The organism is Bacillus sp. RC242 (assembly GCF_044908245.1).
Classification (GTDB): Bacteria; Bacillota; Bacilli; order Bacillales; family Bacillaceae_G; genus Bacillus_A; species Bacillus_A mycoides.
Window position 1 is genome coordinate 412,615 of record NZ_JBIYCZ010000001.1, and the last position, 17,711, is coordinate 430,325.

Sequence of the window (17,711 nt, forward strand, 5' to 3'; positions counted from 1 at the left end):
CTCTCTATAAATCACGCGTTTCATAAATTTTAATTGTAAGAAACATAGAAGCGATATAGACACTAGCTAATATAATTCCTCCAACTATAAATACACCGATATGCACTGGATTCATAATCCACTCAATGAATGAAGGTGTTGTTTCATCCAATCCATCTCCTATGAATATCCAAGCAATTCCACCAACTACCATTGATGCTCCTGACACTATACTTCGTGCTATCTTTGACCTTGTAACATAATAACTAGGAAAGAATGTTACAACAAAAAATACGGCGTAAACAGCTCCATTTATTACTTCATACCATGGAATTTCAATGTATAGATTCGGATGATAGGTACCGATATCACCAATGACCACAATGCCTCTTACAAGAAAAACAACTAACATCGTAGAGAGTATGCCACCAACAATAAATATTGCACTGGAAACATATCTAGCAATTATGATATCCTTTCGGCTTACCGGTAAACTATTTATAATAATGTCACTGTTATTCCTTTCATCCATAAAAGTTAACGTCATAACGGAAGAAAGAGTTATAAATAGACAACTCATCGAAAATAACAATTCACCACTTGGATCTAACATAAATAATACAAGAGGCACAATTAGATTCACTAACCACGTTACCCTAAAAAAGAACAAATCTTTATATATGAGCTGACGCATAAGCACCTCTCCCTTTCGCGGTGTAAACGATAATATCATCTAATGTAGGCTTTTCTAGTACAACTTCATTTCCAAACCAATCGACAATTGCTTGTTTATCCTTCGCTAAACCTTCGAAACCAAATTTATTTTTGCGTAAGCCAACAAATAGTTCTTTTCCTTCTCGATCTAATAAATCATTGTTTCCCTTTACGATTACGTAATTCTCCATTAATTCATCTTTCTCACCAGTAAATATAATTTCTCCATCGTTGATGAACGTAATATAATCCGCGATGCGCTCTAAGTCTGTTGTAATGTGTGTGGAAAATAATACAGATACTTCATCTTCCATTACAATCTCTTGCAGCATATCAAGTAATTCACTTCGAACAACTGGGTCTAATCCTGCTGTCGGTTCATCCATAATGATAAACTCCGCGTGATGTGAAAGTGCAATGGCAATCGCAAATTTCATTTTCATCCCTTTGGATAACTCTTTAATCTTTTTATACGTTGGAACTTGTAATCTCTGCATATACGATTGATACTGCTTTTCGTCCCACTTTTCATATAACGGTGCAATAATACGCTTCATTTGTTCACACGTTAAATCTTCGTAATAATGATTTTCATCATATACAAAACCGATATTTTGTTTTATTTCCTTTTCGGCTTTCTTATTGTCCTTGCCAAAAACTTTTATATCGCCGCTATCTTTTCTAATTAAATTCATAATCATTTTGATTGTCGTACTTTTCCCGGCTCCATTTGGTCCAACAAATCCCATAATATATCCTCGTGGTAATGTAAAACTTACATTTTTCACTGAGAAATCTTGATAACTTTTACAAACGTTTTTTAGCTCTAACATCCCTTATTCCCCCTCATATAAACACGCAATCATCTGCTGTAAATCTTCAAGTGAAAGCTGCAACGCTTTACTTTCATTCACAATCTCTTCCGCTTTACTTTCCAATAAACGAAGCCTTTGTTCTTTTAGTAGTTCATTATTTTTACGTGAAACATAAGTCCCTTTCCCAGCAACAGTTTCTATATATCCTTCTTTTTCAAGCTCCTCGTACGCACGCTTCGTTGTAATTACACTAATCTGTAATTCCTTCGCTAAGCTACGAATAGACGGTAATTGGTCTCCACCCTTTAAACCACCATTTAAAATAAGCTGGCTTAATTGTTTTCTTATTTGCACATAAATAGGGTCTTGGGAAGAATTCGAAATAATAATATTCATGTTTTCCTCCAGTGTGTATATACTGTATATACCTTATATATACAGTATATACACAATATCCTATTTTTGGCAAGAAAAAAAGACCAACATTTTCCTGTTGGTCTTTCGTATATGTATCACTTTTCAAAGCGATCTAACATTTCGTCTCTCATTCCGAAACTAACAACCGCAATTCCTACATACATAAAAAGAAGGAATGCTGGATGAACTGTATTGTACCAGCTGCTATCAACAATTAAATAAATCGTTAACGCCACAACAAGAACAAACGCTAAAATAAACATATAAAAGTGTCGTGTATTACCCATGATAAACTCCTCTCTTCTCTCTTCACCATTCAACAGTATATTGTATCGAATAATTCGATATGACTCAAGGTTAACTTTCTGTTATGTAATCAAGTTCTACCTTTACAATGTCCTCACACGCTATTGAAATGATTGTTCCTTGTTTATCAATCGCTGTCACTTCTCTATTATCCATTACACGGTGCGCTACTCTTTCTAACACTTTCCCTTGGTCTCGGTAACAAAATTCTTTTACATCTTTAATTGTTTCTCCATTTTCTAAATGGTATACCATTCTATAACATCGATATCCCACACTTCCACCCCCGTCTTGCTCGTTTTTTCACATATACATAAAAATGAGTAATTTCTACCTCATCACATCTTCTTAATTTCAATAAAATTCTAACAAAAATAAATACTTTTATCAAACCGACTTTTTCAACAAAAACACCTATAAAACCGCATCTTTACAGCAATATGAAACAAAAAATATAAATTTTCAACATTTTTTCATTCTAGCCACACCAATTTTGCAAAAAAAAGAACCCGCATGTAGCGAGTTCTTTTTTTCCAATCACACTTGTACAGGTGCTAGCTTTTCATAACGTAAAACTGGTTTACGAGCAGCCAATGTTTCATCTAAACGTTTTATTACTGTTGTATGTGGTGCTTCTTGTACAACTTCTGGATTTTCTTCTACCTCTTTAGCAATTTGAATCATCTTATCAATGAAACCATCTAATGTTTCTTTTGATTCTGTTTCTGTTGGCTCAATCATAATACATTCTTCCACATTTAATGGGAAGTAAATTGTTGGTGGATGGTAACCGAAATCAAGCAGACGTTTTGCAATATCTAATGTACGTACACCAAGTTTCTTTTGACGACGACCAGATAATACAAATTCATGCTTGCAATGTCTATCGAACGGAAGATCATAGAATGGTGCTAATCTTCTCATCATATAGTTCGCATTTAATACAGCATACTCAGTTACTGCACGCAAGCCATCTGGGCCCATAGAACGAATATATGTGTATGCACGAACGTTAATTCCGAAGTTACCATAGAATGGTTTTACGCGCCCAATTGCTTCTGGACGATCATAGTTAAAGTGATAGCCATTTTCTGTTTTCTCTAAAATTGGTTTTGGTAAGTACGGAATTAAATCAGCTTTCACACCTACTGGACCAGAACCTGGGCCACCGCCGCCGTGAGGACCTGTAAATGTTTTATGAAGGTTTAAATGCACAACGTCAAATCCCATATCTCCTGGGCGCGCTTGGCTTAATACCGCATTTAAGTTTGCACCATCATAGTATAATTTACCGCCTGCGTTATGGACGATTTCTGCCATTTCTAAAATATTTTCTTCGAATAGGCCTAATGTATTTGGATTTGTTAACATAAGTGCTGCTGTTTCTTCGTTTACAACACGTTTTAAATCATCTAAGTCAACAAGACCATGTTCATTTGATTTCACCGTAATTGTTTCAAAACCAGCTACTGTTGCAGACGCCGGGTTTGTCCCGTGAGCAGAGTCAGGAACAATTACTTTCGTACGGTTAAAGTCACCGTTCGCTTCATGATATGCACGAATCAACATTAATCCTGTCCATTCTCCGTGTGCACCAGCTGCTGGTTGTAACGTAACAGTATCCATACCTGTAATTTCAATTAAATGTTCTTGTAAGTCATACATTAATTCCATTGCACCTTGCACTGTCTTTTCATCTTGAAGTGGATGAATATTTGCAAATCCTGCGAAACGAGCTACGTTTTCATTAATTTTAGGATTATACTTCATCGTACAAGACCCAAGTGGATAGAATCCTGAATCCACACCGTGGTTACGGTTTGAAAGCGCTGTGTAATGGCGCATAATATCAAGTTCAGATACTTCTGGAAGCTCTGCATCTTCTACTCGAATATAATCACTCTCAAACACATCTTCTAATTTTACTTCTTCTACATCTAATTTGGGTAAGCTATATCCTACGCGTCCTTCTTTAGTCACTTCAAAAATAAGTGCTTGGTCTTGGTTCTTCATTGGATAGCCCCCATTTCGTTTACAAGTGTGTCAATTTCCTCTTTTGTACGAAGCTCTGTTACTGCTACAAGCATATGATTTTCATGCTCTTTATAATCACGGCCTAGGTCGTAACCACCGATAATATTCTTTTGTATTAATACATCATTTATTTCTTTAACTGGACGTTTGCAATCTACAACAAATTCATTAAAGAATGGTCCAGCGAACGTTACAGTGAAGCCTTTCGCTTCGAATTGACGTTTTGCATATTGTGCTTTAGAAATGTTTTGACGTGCCATTTCTTTTACACCTTGTTTGCCAAGTGCCGTCATTGCAACAGAAGCTGCTAATGCATTTAACGCTTGGTTTGAACAAATGTTAGACGTCGCTTTATCACGGCGAATATGCTGTTCACGTGCTTGTAACGTTAATACAAATCCACGTTTACCATCTGAATCTACAGTTTGTCCGACAAGACGTCCTGGAATTTTACGCATAAATGCTTTCGTTGTTGCAAAGTAACCACAGTGCGGTCCACCAAACTGCGTTGGGATACCGAATGGTTGTGCATCACCGATTACAACATCAGCACCGAATTTTCCTGGCGGTGTTAATGCGCCTAATGATAATGGATTTGAAGAAACGATAAATAATGATTTTTGTTGATGAACGATTTTTTCGATATTAGCTAACTTTTCCACTTGTCCGAAGAAGTTTGGATATTGAACGATTACACAAGCAACTGTATCATCTACTTCACTTTGTAATACTTCTAAATCTGTTACACCGTTTTTATGATCAATTTCAACAACTTCAAGATTTTGACCTTTTGCATATGTTTCAAGTACCGCTCTTGATTCTGGATGAACTGCCGCTGAAACAAGAATTTTCTTTTTGCGAGTATGACCAGCTGCTAGCATTGCCGCTTCAGCTAAAGCTGTACCTCCGTCATACATAGAAGAGTTTGCTACATCCATTCCTGTTAATTCACAAATCATTGTTTGGAATTCAAAAATTGCTTGTAATTCCCCTTGTGAAATTTCTGGTTGGTATGGTGTGTAAGCTGTATAAAACTCTGAACGAGAAATAACATGATCAACAATTACTGGAGCGTAATGATCGTATACACCTGCTCCTAAGAAAGAAGCATATTCTTTTAAATTAGCATTTTTACTAGCCATTTGAGATAACTCTTTTAAAAGCTCTGGCTCTGATTTTGCTTCTTTAATTTTTAAATCCCCTTTAAAACGAACACTCTCTGGAATATCAGAGAATAATTCGTCGATCGTTTGAACGCCGATCGTTTGTAACATTTCTTTTTTGTCTTCTTCTGTCATTGGAAGATAACGATGCAACATGAAATCTACCCCTCTCCCCGTTACTTTGAACGTTTATAAAATGGTGTTGGAACAACTACTGCTTTGACGCGTTTATTACGAATTTCAATTTCTACTTCTGTATCAACTGCTGCGTATTTTACATCAATTAGTGCTAAACCAATGCTTTTCTTTAACGTTGGAGATTGTGTACCACTCGTTACTTCCCCGATTTTTTCTTCTCCTATAAATACAGGGTAATGCGTACGAGGAATACCGCGTTCGATTACTTCGATGCCGACTAATTTACGAGATGCACCGTTTTCTTTTTGCTCTTTTAACGTTTCTTTTCCAAAGAAATCTGCTTCTTTATTTGGTTTTACCGCAAAGCCAATTCCCGCTTCAATCGGTGTAATGTCTTTTGATAACTCCTGTCCGTATAACGGAAGTGTTGCTTCGAAGCGAAGTGTATCACGAGCACCTAAGCCACATGGTTTTAAGCCCTCTTCTGCTCCCACTTCAAGAAGTTTCTCCCAAAGTTTTGCTGCATCTTCACTCTTACAGTAAATTTCGAATCCATCTTCACCTGTGTAACCTGTACGAGATACAAGTGCAGGAATTCCATCTACAAGAATATTATTTTTAAATTTAAAGAACTTAATTTCTTTCAAATCTTCTGACACAACTTTTTGTAAAATGCCTTCTGCTTTTGGTCCTTGAATTGCAAGCTGCGCAACTTCACTAGAAACATTGACTACTTTCGCATCGCCAATTACATGGCTAGCTAACCATTCGTAATCTTTCTCGATATTTGACGCATTGATTACTAATAAATAGTCTTCTTCACCACGTTTGTAGATTAATAAATCATCTACTGTGCCACCATTTTCATAGCACATAGCTGTATATTGTGCGCCCCCTACCTTTAAGGTAGATACGTCATTTGTAACAACACGTTGTAAAAATGCTAAACTATCTACACCTTTTACCTCTACTTCTCCCATATGAGATACATCGAACAAACCTGCTCCTGTACGTACAGCTTCATGTTCCTCTTTAATGCTTGAAAATTGAACTGGTAATTCCCAACCACCGAAGTCGACTGTTTTCCCACCATACTTCGCGTATACATCAAATAACGGTGTACGTTGTAATGTAATCATGCTCTTTCCCCCTTATGCTCTGACAAATCAATAAAAGTTGCTTCCCATATCTAAACATTTTCATTCTGAAAAGATAGGATATACGGAATCTCACTATATTTTTTTATGAAAGCGTAAATAAAAAAGTGCTTTCTTGGATAAAATACGAAAGATTCCACACATTTCACACCATTATCCTAACATCATTCGCTATATTTCATCAATATTCTAGCATAAAAAATAATTTAGAATTTTTTATTCTTAATCCTATTAAATACAACTTTTAAGATTTAGACCTTTATCGTTGTCTATTCTTTAACTTTTAGTAATTGTGATAGCGCCTTATTACAAGGCTTATAATAAAGATTTTTTTAATAATCACTTTAGTTTATAAAAGGTGGGAGAGTCTTAATGAATGTCGATATTTCCGTAGATCGAACGTGGCAAAATAATTTTTTAAAAAGAATTGATGAAGATGGCCCTTGGACAAATTGGGATTTATATCATTTAGCTTATAAAACAGAGAAATCGTTACTCGTCCCTACTTTTGATGGATTGCAAGCACCGAAACATTTATCACATTTCACGCCGCTTCCACATCAATTAGAGGTTGCTCAAAATGTCATTGAACAAATGAATGGTAAAGCGATTCTAGCAGACGAAGTCGGACTTGGAAAAACGATTGAAGCTGGACTTATTTTAAAAGAATATATGGTTCGAGGACTTGTAAAAAAGGTACTCATTCTCGTTCCAGCTTCTCTCGTATCTCAATGGGCGTATGAACTAAACACAAAATTTTTTATTCCTGCGGTCGCTCAAAAGAAAAGTTATTCTTGGGAACAAGCTGATGTCATCGTTTCATCAATCGATACTGCGAAACGTTCACCGCATCGCGATATCGTTTTAAACCTAGAGTATGACCTTATTATTATCGATGAAGCACATAAACTAAAAAATAATAAAACAAAAAACTATGAATTTGCACAGCGATTAAAAAAGAAGTTTTGTTTATTACTAACTGCAACTCCTGTTCAAAATAAAATCGATGAAATCTTCAACCTCGTTTCTTTATTAAAACCAGGTCATTTAGGCAATCAATCTAATTTTGAAGAATATTACGCTTCCAAAAATCGTTCCACTGAATCCGATGAAGATTTAAAAGCTCTTATCAATAAAGTAATGGTTCGAAATAGACGCAATAACACTGGCATTGATTGGCCGAAGAGGCATGTACGAACAATCTTCGTTGAATTCAATGAAGAAGAACAAGCTTTGTATAATGAAATTGAAAATTGGCGTGGACAAGATGCCGTCACATCTGCTTTCTCATCCTTAACTTTAAAACGGGAAGCATGTAGTAGTCGTGAAGCTGTTTACTATTCATTAAAAAAACATGTAGAAAAAAGACAGAAAGAAAATGAGCACTACATAAAGGACCCACATATTGATGTGCTGATGGACAAAATTAATCATATTCCGTTCAACTCCAAAGCAAATAAAGCACTAGAGCTTATAAAAGAAGTTGACGATAAAGTCATTATCTTCACTGAATATAGAGCTTCACAAATGTATTTACAATGGTTCTTACAACAACATGGCATTTCCTCTGTTCCATTTCGCGGTGGATTTAAGCGCGGGAAGAAAGATTGGATGAAGGAGCTTTTCCAAAATCATGCCCAAGTATTAATTGCGACCGAAGCTGGTGGTGAAGGAATTAACTTACAATTTTGTAGCCATATGATTAATTACGACTTACCGTGGAATCCAATGCGACTCGAGCAAAGGATTGGACGTATTCACCGTCTTGGACAAAAAAATGATGTTCATATTTATAACTTAGCAACAAAGCATACTGTTGAAGAGCACATTTTAAAACTACTATATGAAAAAATTAATTTATTTGAACGTGTAATCGGTGAACTCGATGAAATTTTAACGAGAATCAACATGAAAAATATTGATGCGCATATTCAAGAAATTTTCGCTCAGTCAAAAAGCGAAGGTGAAATTCGAATCAAGATGGAAAATTTAACATCTATTATCGATTTTGCGAAGCGCAATGAAGCAGAGGTGCAAGACTATGCAGCAAAATGAAATTCATAATTACTTATATAACTTTTTTGAGGCGAATAACTGCGAAATTTTAGAACGTTCCCCTCACCTATTAGACGTGCAGTTAACAATTGAAATGGATAAATTATTAATGAACCGCCCTTTCTATTGGCACTATCTTGAAAAAACAGGAGGCGTTCCGAACCCGATGCGCCTTACTCTTATTACAAATCCAGAAAACGAAAAAAACGACGGTGAACTTATTCATTACGGTTCACCCCGTTTGCATCAAATATTTGAAACAACAAAAGAACTAGGTTCATACATACGTTTATATGAGGAAGTGAAACATAGCGGGGCAACTCATACGCCCCTTCATCCTTGGCTTGGTGTAAATATAAAAGTATCTTATCAATGCGACCGAAAAAAAGACATACTTCATTCCATCGGTATTCATCTTATTTCCGGGACAATGATTGCAAACTTTCATGACACTTTAGCAGAGATCAAACTCACACCGAAAATACCTGACTTTTGTTTTACCCTCTCACCTATCATTAAGCCACAAAGTGGCTTACAACGTATAGAGGATGCTTTAAAAAGTATAATCGCTGAAGATGACCACACGTGGGCAAAAGAAGCGAGAGTGCGTTGGAATCACGATTTAGACCTTTTAAATCGATTTTACGAAGATAGCGATGAACTTCCAGAAAGCTATGAAATTGAAAAGCAAGCATTACAAGAACAATACGAACCACGCATTACAATACAAATTATAAACGGTGGTCTCTTTTATGTTACCGCAAATCATTTTCTATCTTAAAGAAAGCTCCTTCAGATTGAAGGAGCTTCTTTTAAAATATGTTCCCAGCCTATTCTCTATCTTCATTGCGCTCTTGCTGTTTTTTCTCTGTCATACGTTTCTGATATGCACGATCCTTTGCACTTACATGGTTTGCATCAGTTGGAAGATTCTCTTTTGAACGACCAATTCCATTACTCATCTTTTTCGCCTCCTTTTTGCATGTTTCAAAATGCATCTTTATTTTCAGCTAGAGGCACAATCCTTATACAAAAAAATAAGAGCAGCCAGTAGCTGCTCTTACTCATTCACGTATTTTTGAAACATATCATGGATGCCTTGATTTACGAGGTTCGAGATCTGTTCGTCAGATTTATTCGGATAACGATCACGCAATCTGATAGATGCCTTCACCATTAAATTTTCTAATACAGAACGGCCACCTTCTCCATAAATAATTTCAGCATACTTAACAAGTCTTCCATCCTCTAATGTTGCTGGATTATGATTGAAGAAAAATTTACTCATTGTCTCCACCTCTCTCTTTGATAACGTTTACATTTATATAGATTATTTATGTTATTTATTTCACAATATTGTATGCATGTATATTTAATTGGTTTCATTATAAAGCAACATATCAATAGTAAATATGTGATTTTCCGTCCATTTTGTGAACAAACCAAAAATGAAAGCGTTTCCTTTATTATATACTAAAAAAACTTACTACGCTAGGGGCAATTTTTTAATCTACTAATCATCTACTTTTCTTTTTTTCATTAACCTTATACAATTTTCAGAAATTATATTATAAAATATATGTATGACTTAAGGAGGCCATGTATGAATCAAAATAAAAAAGCTATATTAGATCTTGTCTTTTATCTCGTATTCCCATTCCTCATTTGGAAATTTGCAAAACCTTATATCGATCCTTATTACGCAATGTTAATTTCCTCTGTTCCGGGGATTATTTATACACTGTATACCTTTAAAAAAGAAAAACAGCTTAACGTTACAGGGTTCTTTATTTTAATTACACTTATTTCTAATACAGCGGTAGACTTAATATCTGGGTCGGCTGAACGAATGCTATGGAATGATGCATATTATCATATCGTACTTGGCTGCATCGTTATATGTACAATCTTTATAAAAAAACCACTCATGTTATATTTCGCAGCTGATATCGCAGCACTGCAAGGTCATGATCGTGATAAAAGCCGTGAGCTTTATCGTGATAGTCGTATATATCCAGCACTGCAATATTTAACACTATTTTTCGGCCTTCAATTTATATTAAAAAGCTTCTTGAAAATCTATTTCATCTCTGTTTTCGGTGTAGATGGATATGGTGAAATGAGAGCTATTATGACCGCTGTTGGCTGGGGGATTTCTATTTGTATCGGAATTGGATTTGTATGGGTAAACAATAAAATACATGCGGTTACTGAGGAAAAAGAGTCTGTGCAATAAACAAAAATCCCCTAGCATCTTGTTATACTAGGGGATTTTTGTTTTGCTAAACATATTACGAAAAAGTTAGCTTGATTTTTTTCTTTTATTTTTTACATTTCGATAAAACAAAGCAGCGCTCAGTGGCATAACACCAAACCATTTATTTAAGAATGGCTCTTTCTCCGCACGACGTTGTTGTTTCTGTTGTTTTCGATCCTCTTTTGGAGCATCCATATATGACACAAATTGCTGTGTCACAAAGCGTACATAATCATTAGTAGACATATTATCATCACCTCTACTTGATTAGTATGTCCACTTTTTTATTCATTAATCTTTTGCTTTAATTCATTCATAATTTGCTTTACCGACTTATTTGTCGTATCGATATGAATATCAGCCTCTTCATAATACGCTCGGCGCGATTCAAATTTCGTTATAAATGCATCTATATCTTTCTTCTGAAATAGTGGACGTGTCGTATCTTCACGAAGCCTTTCTGCAATTACATGTGGATCGCAATATAAATACACAACAGTTCCATTTTCCTTCATCCACTTTCGATTTTCCTCTCGTTCAATAATCCCTCCACCAGTTGTCATAATTACATTCTGAACCGGTAGTGAACGTAACATTTCACTTTCATATTCACGAAAAGCCATTTCGCCTTCTTCTGCAAAAATATACCGAATCGCCTTCTCTTTCTGCTCTTCGATTTTTTGATCTGTATCTACAACTTCCATATGGAGTTCTTTACTTAACGCTTTTCCAATTGTTGTTTTCCCGACTCCCATATAGCCGGTTATGTATATAGATTTCATTTTCGCTCCTCTCAATCATCCGTTATTATTTGTTATTATAACGAAAGATGTTACTTTATTTAATAAAAAAACGTTTTGTTCTTCTTGTAAAATGAAGAACAAAACGTAACATACTCGCTTTTACTTATAAGTACCTCTTCTCACCCACTGCGTTGCAATCCATTTCTCACCTTTCGTTACAGGTGCTCCTCCATGTAACGTAAGCTCATTTAGTGATTGATCTTGATAAAAGTACTCAAAGTATACTGCCATTCCCTTTCTAGGGTGTACAGAAAGATTTAATTTCGGAAAGAATGTTTCTCCGCCTTCTTCTACATCATTTAAGTACATCACAAGAGTACTTATACGATTATTAGCAGCTGATCTACTATGTTCCGCAAAATAATCATAGTGCGCTTTATATTCTTGATCTACTTCATAATTTAAAATGTGCAATCCTTCTCCATGCGCTACAGGAACATTCGTGATAGATGAAATTCGTTTTTCAATCTTCGAAGTTAGTTCATTCTCTTCCAAAAATGCACCACTACTCGTTCGAATATCATTTACATCACGTGATGAACCAACTTTAGAACGTTTCATCTTACTTTTAGACAATTCAATTAATTCACCACACTCTTCATCACTTAATACATTTGCTAATACGACAATAAGAGGTTCTTCGAATTTTGAAATAATTTGTATTTCCCTATCCTCTGTCATAATCGTATTTCCTTTATGATCAAAAATAGTTTGTTCCTTATTTTCACCTATTTGATTGTTATTTGTCATTTCCTTATCTCCCTAGAAAAAAATGATTGGATAGCATGAATATATCATATTCTTTCTACCTTTCTCTTTTTTGAGAAAATTTAAACTTTTGACCATTATTCTTATCCCTTTCCTCAAAGAAATTGACTCCCTCCACAATAGAAACTCATGGTTCTTCTCCATATATTTTACATATTATCCTTCTACCCAATCAAATATTTTATTATCCTTTTCCCTATACCGAAAGCTCACTGTATAGAAAACTCTCTGTTTTGTAACACATTGCAACGAAATGATAATAACATCATTTTCAAAGACGTACTTTCCACTCACTTCTCCTCTTTCATACTGAAATAAAAAAACATCCTCTTTTTCTTTTTGCTGTAACTCTCTTTTTATATCTGAAATAGCGCGATCAACAAGTTCCTCCATGAAAAAACTTTGTTCTATTTCAGAATAAAATTTTTTATCCGAAAGTAACATATTCGTTTCGTACATCAAAAAAGAAATGAATAAAATAAGAAAAATAATTGTTCCTGGCATTGCAAATCCATCTTGTTTTCTCATGTTTCTATCTCAATTTCACTATAGCGCACAGCCACGCCTTCATATATTTCACCACTTATATCTTTCACATATATATATAACAAATGAGGTGTTAATTTATACGAAATCGCTTCAATCCTTTGTAATATAAATTCCCTTCCGCGCATATTTACTTTTCTTATTAAATTACTATTCGACTTTTCATACGTCACCTGATCACCATTACGAAGTTGGAGGCGTAAAATATTCCCACCGTTTTCTAGCTCTATCTTCCTCCCACTTGATACTTCACGAAACTCTAATTGCATTTGTCCTAAAAATACATCCCACTCCCAGTCATTTAATCCTTTTGAATGTGTATTTTCTATCCCCATAATATGAAGACGCGGTAAAAGTAAAAAGAACATTGATAAAAGCAACAAACATGCAATCATTTCTATTAATGTAAATCCCGCTTCTTTTTTATTTTTCCTTTGCATAAAGGCATTGCTCCATCGCTTTTCCTCTCATATCTTTCCACATCGTACAAACTTCATCTCCTCTCCAATATGTGTAATATACAATTCCTTTTATGACTTGCTCTTTTACTCGCTTTTCCTCATTCTCATACTTAAATAAGGCCGCTTCTTTTTTAATAATATTAATGCTTTATAGCTCATTTTTATATTTTTTCTTTCTTGCATAATTAATAATGTTTGCGGGAGCAATAACGATGCCGCCATCATTATTAAACTTAACGCTACAACCATTTCAACCATTACTGATCCTTTTTGACACTTCACGATACGTAAATCTCCCTCTTCCAAGCTGAAATACAATCTCATATTTATACCCTCGATAGGAAAGTAAAATGGTACCACCCCTATTAATATTCCCGCTCGGATTATATGTCATTGGATTTGGAAAGGTATGCAAATCCATTTGGACATCTTTATCATATTCTCTCTTAACAATTAAAAGGTCTGTCTCCGATTCCGAAATATAATACATCTGTTTCCCTTTAAACCAGCGTAACGTATAATGTTGTTGACGCTTAATCGCCAACTGCTGCATATACAAAATATCATTTGAAAACTGTTTCAAAAACTGCTCAACTTTTTGTTTTTCATGTAATGAAGTAACGTTAAAATGCGTAACAACACTCAGTACAGAAATAGCAAATAAGACAAGTAGCATTTCTAAAAGAGTAAAACCTTTTTGCTTCACGATTTCCCAGCTGATACCGTACCATCATCGGAAATATGGATTGGTTCACCTTTCGGGCAAGTTTTTGAAGTAATATACTTTCCTGTTTCAAGTTCCTCTATTGATGGAATCTTATTATGTTGCAAGTGATATGCTTGTATTTGTGCTTCTATAGATTTCACATAGGCTGCACATCCTTTTCCTTGGACGGATGAGCGCTGTGTAACTACATTTGGAATAATTAATAGTAATAATACAGTTATGACAACCATAACTAATAACATTTCTAAAAGAGTAAAACCCTCCTCATTCTGCATGTAAATGCCCCCTATATAGAATTCATCATTTGAAACATCGGCATAATCATCGCTAAGTACATCAAAATGACTATAACCCCAAGACATGTAAATAAAATGGGTTGAATCACAAATAACATACGTTTAATTTTTTGTTCTACCTTTTCAATAATGAGCTCACTGTAATCACCAAGCTCATTTGCTAAATTACCGTTTGCTTGTCCATGCGTAATGATATAAGAAAGTTCTTTCTCGTAATAACCGCTTTTATCAATAATAGATTGTAACGGTTCTCCTGCAATTAATTGCCGCTCAATTCGGTCTGCTTCATACTGAAAGAACGGATGATACTTTTGCTTCATCATTATTGTTAATGCTTCGTGTACCGACAATCCACCGTGTAATAAACCACTTAATTGAGTGGAAAAATAATGCGAATGATTTAAAATAAGAAATGTTTTCATAAGGGGAATACGGATCATAATCTTTACCTTTTGAGTAGGCGGAAGTTTTCGGAAATAAAATATATATAAACTAAATCCCGTTATAACGATAAGAACAATCATATAAATGAAGTAGGGTAATAATTTAATTGCAAATAAAATTTGCTCCGTAAGTGGTGGTGCTGTAGAACGTAAAGAACTATACATCATTTCAAACTGAGGCAATAAAATGAGGTTAAAAACAGAAAGCATAATCATTAAAAAAAATGATAAAAACATAGGATATCGCATTACTTTCATCATATCTTTCCTATATTTATCTTTCTTGTAAAGAAGTACGCTCCCTTGTTGCAAAGCAAAAGAAATGTCACCATGTCGCTCTGCATAAAACAAATAACTTAACATCTCAGAGTGAAACATTAATTGGTGAAAAGAAGCGTGCAAACTTTGTCCATTTTTCAATCCCTCGATCATACGCTGTAACTGTAATTTCTTCCCTAATGGTAGTTGCAACTGCAAAAATTCTAACGCCTGCAAAAGTGAGTAACCTTTCTCTAATAAATCACTTAATCTTTTACATAATAATGCTTGATCACTTAAACTCCATTTTCTCTTAAACATATACATCTTCTTCTAAAAAGCCTAAAGCATACCCTTTTCGAACCGACGATTCCAACGTTTTATAGTGATACGTAACATGTTCTCCACTTGCTTCTTTAATCGCTTGTTTTAATTCATATCCATATAACAGTTCATAAATGCTTGCCTGTCTCACTTTCCTCATTGATTTACATAAAGTTGCACACTTCCCTCTGCAAAATGGACATTTTAATTCGACGAGCCGCTGAGCAGCTACTGCTAATAATGATTGTTCAATTTCTTGCCTTGTAATACCATAATCCATAAATCGCAGTATCGCTCCTTTCGCATCATTTGTATGCAAGGTTGTCATTACTAAATGTCCCGTCAAACTGGCCCTTACAGCTACTTTTGCTGTTTCTTCATCACGAATTTCGCCAACTAAAATAATATCTGGATCATGACGCAAAATAGCCTTTAATCCCGTTTTATATGTGATACCAGCTTTTTCATTTATTTGAATTTGTAATAAACCGTCTTTTCTTTGCTCAACTGGATCTTCCAGTGTAATAATGCGACGTGTTTGCCATTTTCTAGCTACTTCTAATAACGCATACATTGTTGTTGTTTTCCCAGAACCAGTTGGCCCAGTAAATACGAGTAACCCATGAGAATGCTTTAAAAAAGAGAGTAATTTTTCCGCTGAACTTGGAAATAACGAAAGATGAGACAGTAGCTGTACAGATGCTTGTAAATGGAGGCGAATAACGAGACTTTCTTGATATACTGTTGGAAGTGTTGAAAGGCGTAAATACACTTCTTGTCCATCAATTTGTAAGTACAACGAACCATTTTGAGGTTTTCTCCTCTCTCCTATATCCATTGATGCTAAAAATTTAAAGTGTGAAACAAGCTTTTCTCCAAATTCTTTCTCAATACACCGTTTCGTAATTAAATCTTTTCCAATACGTAATTGAATCGCCACATCCTTCTGCCTGGGCACAATATGTAAGTCCGATGCTCGCACCCTACAAGCTTCTTTCATAATCATATTTGCAAAAAGCTCGACACTATTCATCAAGTTTCCCTCCTCACTATGTATATATCATAAAAAAATGCACAAGAAAAATTAGAGATTTTGTATTTTCACTAAGAGAAAAAGGAAAAATATGTTTGTGAAATTATGAACAATTTCCGAATTATTGTCTGAAATTACCTATATAGAAGTTTATCTGTATTATAATGTTAATATCTTGGATAAAGTGATAAAGGTGGAGATCCTCATGGAACAAGCTTTAAAAATTACAGGTGTATTATCTGACCCTACTCGTTATTATATTTATAAATATATTTCGCAAAAACATAATTACGTAACTGTACAAGAAATTGCAGATGAGTTTAATATTCATCCAAACGTAGCGCGTTTACATTTATCTAAATTAGAAGATGTTAATATGCTCAAATCAGAAACAAAAAAAACTGGGAAAGGCGGCAGACCAAGCAGACTATACGTCTTGTCTCAAGATGTCATCCAGTTACAATTCCCATTTCGCGATTATCAATTATTAGCGCAGATAGCATTTAATTCACTGCTAAGCTTAGGTAGTGCTGGTGAAAAAGCGCTATATGAAACAGGGAAACAATTCGGCAAAGAATTAATGCAACAACATATGCATCGCTTAAATGTAAGTGCAGAAGCATTGACGATAGAACAAAAAATGCTAATCGCAAAAGAAGCATTCTCAACAGCTGGCTTATCCCCTGCTTTTGAATTAAGTACAGATGGCACAAAAATTTTCTATGATGTACACAATTGCCCATTTAAAGAAGTTGCTGCGCATCATCCGACTGAAATTTGTAATATGCACGGAGATATGATGAAGGGGATTTTTGAAATCCTATTCCCGAACGTGGAATTAACACGAAACGATAGTCTACTAGATGGATGCAAATCTTGTAACTATAAAGTTCAAATTTAGTTTTTCAACTAAGAAGAAGTCAATATTATAATTGGCTTCTTTTTTATATGAATGAATATTTACAATAGTTAGAAAAATAAACTATAATGAAAAGAGGTTTTACTTTTTTTAGAAAA

At 34.8% G+C, this 17,711-nt stretch carries 24 protein-coding genes and 1 pseudogene; 5 read left to right on the plus strand and 20 right to left on the minus strand.

Translation table 11 applies throughout. The annotated features are described in order from the left end of the window. Nucleotides 1-4: 4 nt before the first annotated feature. From ABH957_RS02255 to gcvT, 8 genes are all read right to left on the minus strand, one after another. Nucleotides 5-673, minus strand: coding sequence for an ABC-2 transporter permease (locus ABH957_RS02255; RefSeq protein ID WP_002143120.1), 669 nt, complete (start codon nt 671-673; stop codon nt 5-7). Next, on the minus strand, nt 654-1,526 hold the full coding sequence (locus ABH957_RS02260; RefSeq protein WP_269480967.1) for an ABC transporter ATP-binding protein: 873 nt from the start codon (nt 1,524-1,526) through the stop codon (nt 654-656). The genes ABH957_RS02255 and ABH957_RS02260 overlap by 20 nt, the downstream gene beginning before the upstream one ends. Nucleotides 1,527-1,529: 3 nt before the next feature. After that, nucleotides 1,530-1,904: a GntR family transcriptional regulator gene (locus ABH957_RS02265; RefSeq protein ID WP_001021351.1), complete on the minus strand. Its 375-nt coding sequence runs from the start codon at nt 1,902-1,904 to the stop codon at nt 1,530-1,532. 116 nt (nt 1,905-2,020) lie between these two features. Continuing rightward, a complete protein-coding gene (locus tag ABH957_RS02270) occupies nt 2,021-2,212 on the minus strand; it encodes a hypothetical protein (RefSeq protein ID WP_002088608.1) in 192 nt (63 codons plus the stop codon). A gap of 70 nt (nt 2,213-2,282) precedes the next feature. Next, entirely contained in the window at nt 2,283-2,486 is a 204-nt protein-coding gene (locus ABH957_RS02275; protein WP_000262495.1) for a DUF3929 family protein, read from the minus strand. A gap of 282 nt (nt 2,487-2,768) precedes the next feature. Next, nucleotides 2,769-4,244, minus strand: a complete 1,476-nt coding sequence (gcvPB, locus tag ABH957_RS02280; RefSeq protein WP_002122485.1) for an aminomethyl-transferring glycine dehydrogenase subunit 2 — start codon at nt 4,242-4,244, stop codon at nt 2,769-2,771. Beyond that, nucleotides 4,241-5,584 carry an aminomethyl-transferring glycine dehydrogenase subunit 1 gene (gene gcvPA / locus ABH957_RS02285; RefSeq protein WP_404510621.1) on the minus strand — a complete coding sequence of 448 codons (1,344 nt, stop codon included), beginning with the start codon at nt 5,582-5,584 and terminating at the stop codon, nt 4,241-4,243. The genes gcvPB and gcvPA overlap by 4 nt, the downstream gene beginning before the upstream one ends. A 20-nt stretch (nt 5,585-5,604) precedes the next feature. Next, the gene (gcvT, locus tag ABH957_RS02290; RefSeq protein WP_002034013.1) at nt 5,605-6,705 is read right to left on the minus strand and encodes a glycine cleavage system aminomethyltransferase GcvT; all 1,101 of its coding nucleotides are present in this window, start codon (nt 6,703-6,705) and stop codon (nt 5,605-5,607) included. 390 nt (nt 6,706-7,095) lie between these two features. Here gcvT and ABH957_RS02295 point away from each other — a divergent pair, with 390 nt between their 5' ends. Together ABH957_RS02295 and ABH957_RS02300 are read left to right on the plus strand one after the other, a co-directional pair. Beyond that, nucleotides 7,096-8,778 carry a DEAD/DEAH box helicase gene (locus ABH957_RS02295; RefSeq protein WP_002015016.1) on the plus strand — a complete coding sequence of 561 codons (1,683 nt, stop codon included), beginning with the start codon at nt 7,096-7,098 and terminating at the stop codon, nt 8,776-8,778. Then, nucleotides 8,765-9,559, plus strand: coding sequence for a YqhG family protein (locus tag ABH957_RS02300; protein ID WP_404454016.1), 795 nt, complete (start codon nt 8,765-8,767; stop codon nt 9,557-9,559). The genes ABH957_RS02295 and ABH957_RS02300 overlap by 14 nt, the downstream gene beginning before the upstream one ends. A 49-nt stretch (nt 9,560-9,608) precedes the next feature. On the opposite strand, the gene ABH957_RS02305 is transcribed toward ABH957_RS02300, so the two are convergent. Then, on the minus strand, nt 9,609-9,740 hold the full coding sequence (locus ABH957_RS02305; protein ID WP_002088613.1) for a hypothetical protein: 132 nt from the start codon (nt 9,738-9,740) through the stop codon (nt 9,609-9,611). Nucleotides 9,741-9,838: 98 nt separating this feature from the next. Further along, on the minus strand, nt 9,839-10,066 hold the full coding sequence (locus ABH957_RS02310) for a hypothetical protein (RefSeq protein ID WP_000032698.1): 228 nt from the start codon (nt 10,064-10,066) through the stop codon (nt 9,839-9,841). 72 nt (nt 10,067-10,138) lie between these two features. On the opposite strand from ABH957_RS02310, the gene ABH957_RS02315 reads away from it, so the two are divergent. Beyond that, complete coding sequence (locus ABH957_RS02315) at nt 10,139-10,255, plus strand: GTP pyrophosphokinase (protein ID WP_080019198.1); 117 nt, start codon at nt 10,139-10,141, stop codon at nt 10,253-10,255. A 126-nt stretch (nt 10,256-10,381) separates the two neighbouring features. Then, nucleotides 10,382-11,014: a VC0807 family protein gene (locus ABH957_RS02320; RefSeq protein WP_002145755.1), complete on the plus strand. Its 633-nt coding sequence runs from the start codon at nt 10,382-10,384 to the stop codon at nt 11,012-11,014. Between the two features lie 66 nt (nt 11,015-11,080). On the opposite strand, the gene ABH957_RS02325 is transcribed toward ABH957_RS02320, so the two are convergent. The 10 genes and pseudogenes from ABH957_RS02325 to comGA form a co-directional block, all read right to left on the minus strand. Next, a complete protein-coding gene (locus ABH957_RS02325; protein ID WP_002015009.1) occupies nt 11,081-11,281 on the minus strand; it encodes a YqzE family protein in 201 nt (66 codons plus the stop codon). A gap of 38 nt (nt 11,282-11,319) precedes the next feature. Next, nucleotides 11,320-11,817 carry a shikimate kinase gene (locus ABH957_RS02330; protein ID WP_002138327.1) on the minus strand — a complete coding sequence of 166 codons (498 nt, stop codon included), beginning with the start codon at nt 11,815-11,817 and terminating at the stop codon, nt 11,320-11,322. Between the two features lie 120 nt (nt 11,818-11,937). Next, complete coding sequence (locus ABH957_RS02335) at nt 11,938-12,588, minus strand: 2OG-Fe(II) oxygenase (protein ID WP_404454020.1); 651 nt, start codon at nt 12,586-12,588, stop codon at nt 11,938-11,940. A 174-nt stretch (nt 12,589-12,762) separates the two neighbouring features. Then, on the minus strand, nt 12,763-13,134 hold the full coding sequence (gene comGG, locus ABH957_RS02340) for a competence type IV pilus minor pilin ComGG (protein ID WP_002167676.1): 372 nt from the start codon (nt 13,132-13,134) through the stop codon (nt 12,763-12,765). Further along, nucleotides 13,131-13,592, minus strand: a complete 462-nt coding sequence (gene comGF, locus ABH957_RS02345) for a competence type IV pilus minor pilin ComGF (protein WP_269480965.1) — start codon at nt 13,590-13,592, stop codon at nt 13,131-13,133. The genes comGG and comGF overlap by 4 nt, the downstream gene beginning before the upstream one ends. Continuing rightward, nucleotides 13,576-13,871 (minus strand): annotated as a pseudogene (locus tag ABH957_RS02350) (type II secretion system protein). The gene comGF and the pseudogene ABH957_RS02350 overlap by 17 nt, the downstream one beginning before the upstream one ends. After that, nucleotides 13,864-14,319: a competence type IV pilus minor pilin ComGD gene (gene comGD, locus ABH957_RS02355; protein WP_002129089.1), complete on the minus strand. Its 456-nt coding sequence runs from the start codon at nt 14,317-14,319 to the stop codon at nt 13,864-13,866. Before comGD ends, ABH957_RS02350 begins: the two are co-directional and overlap by 8 nt. Beyond that, the gene (gene comGC, locus ABH957_RS02360) at nt 14,316-14,615 is read right to left on the minus strand and encodes a competence type IV pilus major pilin ComGC (protein WP_002088623.1); all 300 of its coding nucleotides are present in this window, start codon (nt 14,613-14,615) and stop codon (nt 14,316-14,318) included. Before comGC ends, comGD begins: the two co-directional genes overlap by 4 nt. A gap of 11 nt (nt 14,616-14,626) precedes the next feature. Beyond that, nucleotides 14,627-15,664, minus strand: coding sequence for a competence type IV pilus assembly protein ComGB (gene comGB, locus ABH957_RS02365; protein WP_404510623.1), 1,038 nt, complete (start codon nt 15,662-15,664; stop codon nt 14,627-14,629). Further along, a complete protein-coding gene (gene comGA / locus ABH957_RS02370; RefSeq protein WP_269480963.1) occupies nt 15,651-16,694 on the minus strand; it encodes a competence type IV pilus ATPase ComGA in 1,044 nt (347 codons plus the stop codon). Before comGA ends, comGB begins: the two co-directional genes overlap by 14 nt. A gap of 205 nt (nt 16,695-16,899) precedes the next feature. On the opposite strand from comGA, the gene ABH957_RS02375 reads away from it, so the two are divergent. Then, nucleotides 16,900-17,595, plus strand: a complete 696-nt coding sequence (locus ABH957_RS02375; protein ID WP_078172814.1) for a helix-turn-helix transcriptional regulator — start codon at nt 16,900-16,902, stop codon at nt 17,593-17,595. Nucleotides 17,596-17,711 lie beyond the last annotated feature (116 nt).

Coding starts and splice junctions, on each gene's coding strand:
- ABH957_RS02255 (WP_002143120.1), bottom strand. CDS start 673: ATGCGTCAGCTCATATATAAAGATTTGTTCTTTTTTAGGGTAACGTGG.
- ABH957_RS02260 (WP_269480967.1), bottom strand. CDS start 1,526: ATGTTAGAGCTAAAAAACGTTTGTAAAAGTTATCAAGATTTCTCAGTG.
- ABH957_RS02265 (WP_001021351.1), bottom strand. CDS start 1,904: ATGAATATTATTATTTCGAATTCTTCCCAAGACCCTATTTATGTGCAA.
- ABH957_RS02270 (WP_002088608.1), bottom strand. CDS start 2,212: ATGGGTAATACACGACACTTTTATATGTTTATTTTAGCGTTTGTTCTT.
- ABH957_RS02275 (WP_000262495.1), bottom strand. CDS start 2,486: ATGGTATACCATTTAGAAAATGGAGAAACAATTAAAGATGTAAAAGAA.
- gcvPB (WP_002122485.1), bottom strand. CDS start 4,244: ATGAAGAACCAAGACCAAGCACTTATTTTTGAAGTGACTAAAGAAGGA.
- gcvPA (WP_404510621.1), bottom strand. CDS start 5,584: ATGTTGCATCGTTATCTTCCAATGACAGAAGAAGACAAAAAAGAAATG.
- gcvT (WP_002034013.1), bottom strand. CDS start 6,705: ATGATTACATTACAACGTACACCGTTATTTGATGTATACGCGAAGTAT.
- ABH957_RS02295 (WP_002015016.1), top strand. CDS start 7,096: ATGAATGTCGATATTTCCGTAGATCGAACGTGGCAAAATAATTTTTTA.
- ABH957_RS02300 (WP_404454016.1), top strand. CDS start 8,765: ATGCAGCAAAATGAAATTCATAATTACTTATATAACTTTTTTGAGGCG.
- ABH957_RS02305 (WP_002088613.1), bottom strand. CDS start 9,740: ATGAGTAATGGAATTGGTCGTTCAAAAGAGAATCTTCCAACTGATGCA.
- ABH957_RS02310 (WP_000032698.1), bottom strand. CDS start 10,066: ATGAGTAAATTTTTCTTCAATCATAATCCAGCAACATTAGAGGATGGA.
- ABH957_RS02315 (WP_080019198.1), top strand. CDS start 10,139: ATGCATGTATATTTAATTGGTTTCATTATAAAGCAACATATCAATAGT.
- ABH957_RS02320 (WP_002145755.1), top strand. CDS start 10,382: ATGAATCAAAATAAAAAAGCTATATTAGATCTTGTCTTTTATCTCGTA.
- ABH957_RS02325 (WP_002015009.1), bottom strand. CDS start 11,281: ATGTCTACTAATGATTATGTACGCTTTGTGACACAGCAATTTGTGTCA.
- ABH957_RS02330 (WP_002138327.1), bottom strand. CDS start 11,817: ATGAAATCTATATACATAACCGGCTATATGGGAGTCGGGAAAACAACA.
- ABH957_RS02335 (WP_404454020.1), bottom strand. CDS start 12,588: ATGACAAATAACAATCAAATAGGTGAAAATAAGGAACAAACTATTTTT.
- comGG (WP_002167676.1), bottom strand. CDS start 13,134: ATGAGAAAACAAGATGGATTTGCAATGCCAGGAACAATTATTTTTCTT.
- comGF (WP_269480965.1), bottom strand. CDS start 13,592: ATGCAAAGGAAAAATAAAAAAGAAGCGGGATTTACATTAATAGAAATG.
- comGC (WP_002088623.1), bottom strand. CDS start 14,615: ATGCAGAATGAGGAGGGTTTTACTCTTTTAGAAATGTTATTAGTTATG.
- comGB (WP_404510623.1), bottom strand. CDS start 15,664: ATGTATATGTTTAAGAGAAAATGGAGTTTAAGTGATCAAGCATTATTA.
- comGA (WP_269480963.1), bottom strand. CDS start 16,694: ATGAATAGTGTCGAGCTTTTTGCAAATATGATTATGAAAGAAGCTTGT.
- ABH957_RS02375 (WP_078172814.1), top strand. CDS start 16,900: ATGGAACAAGCTTTAAAAATTACAGGTGTATTATCTGACCCTACTCGT.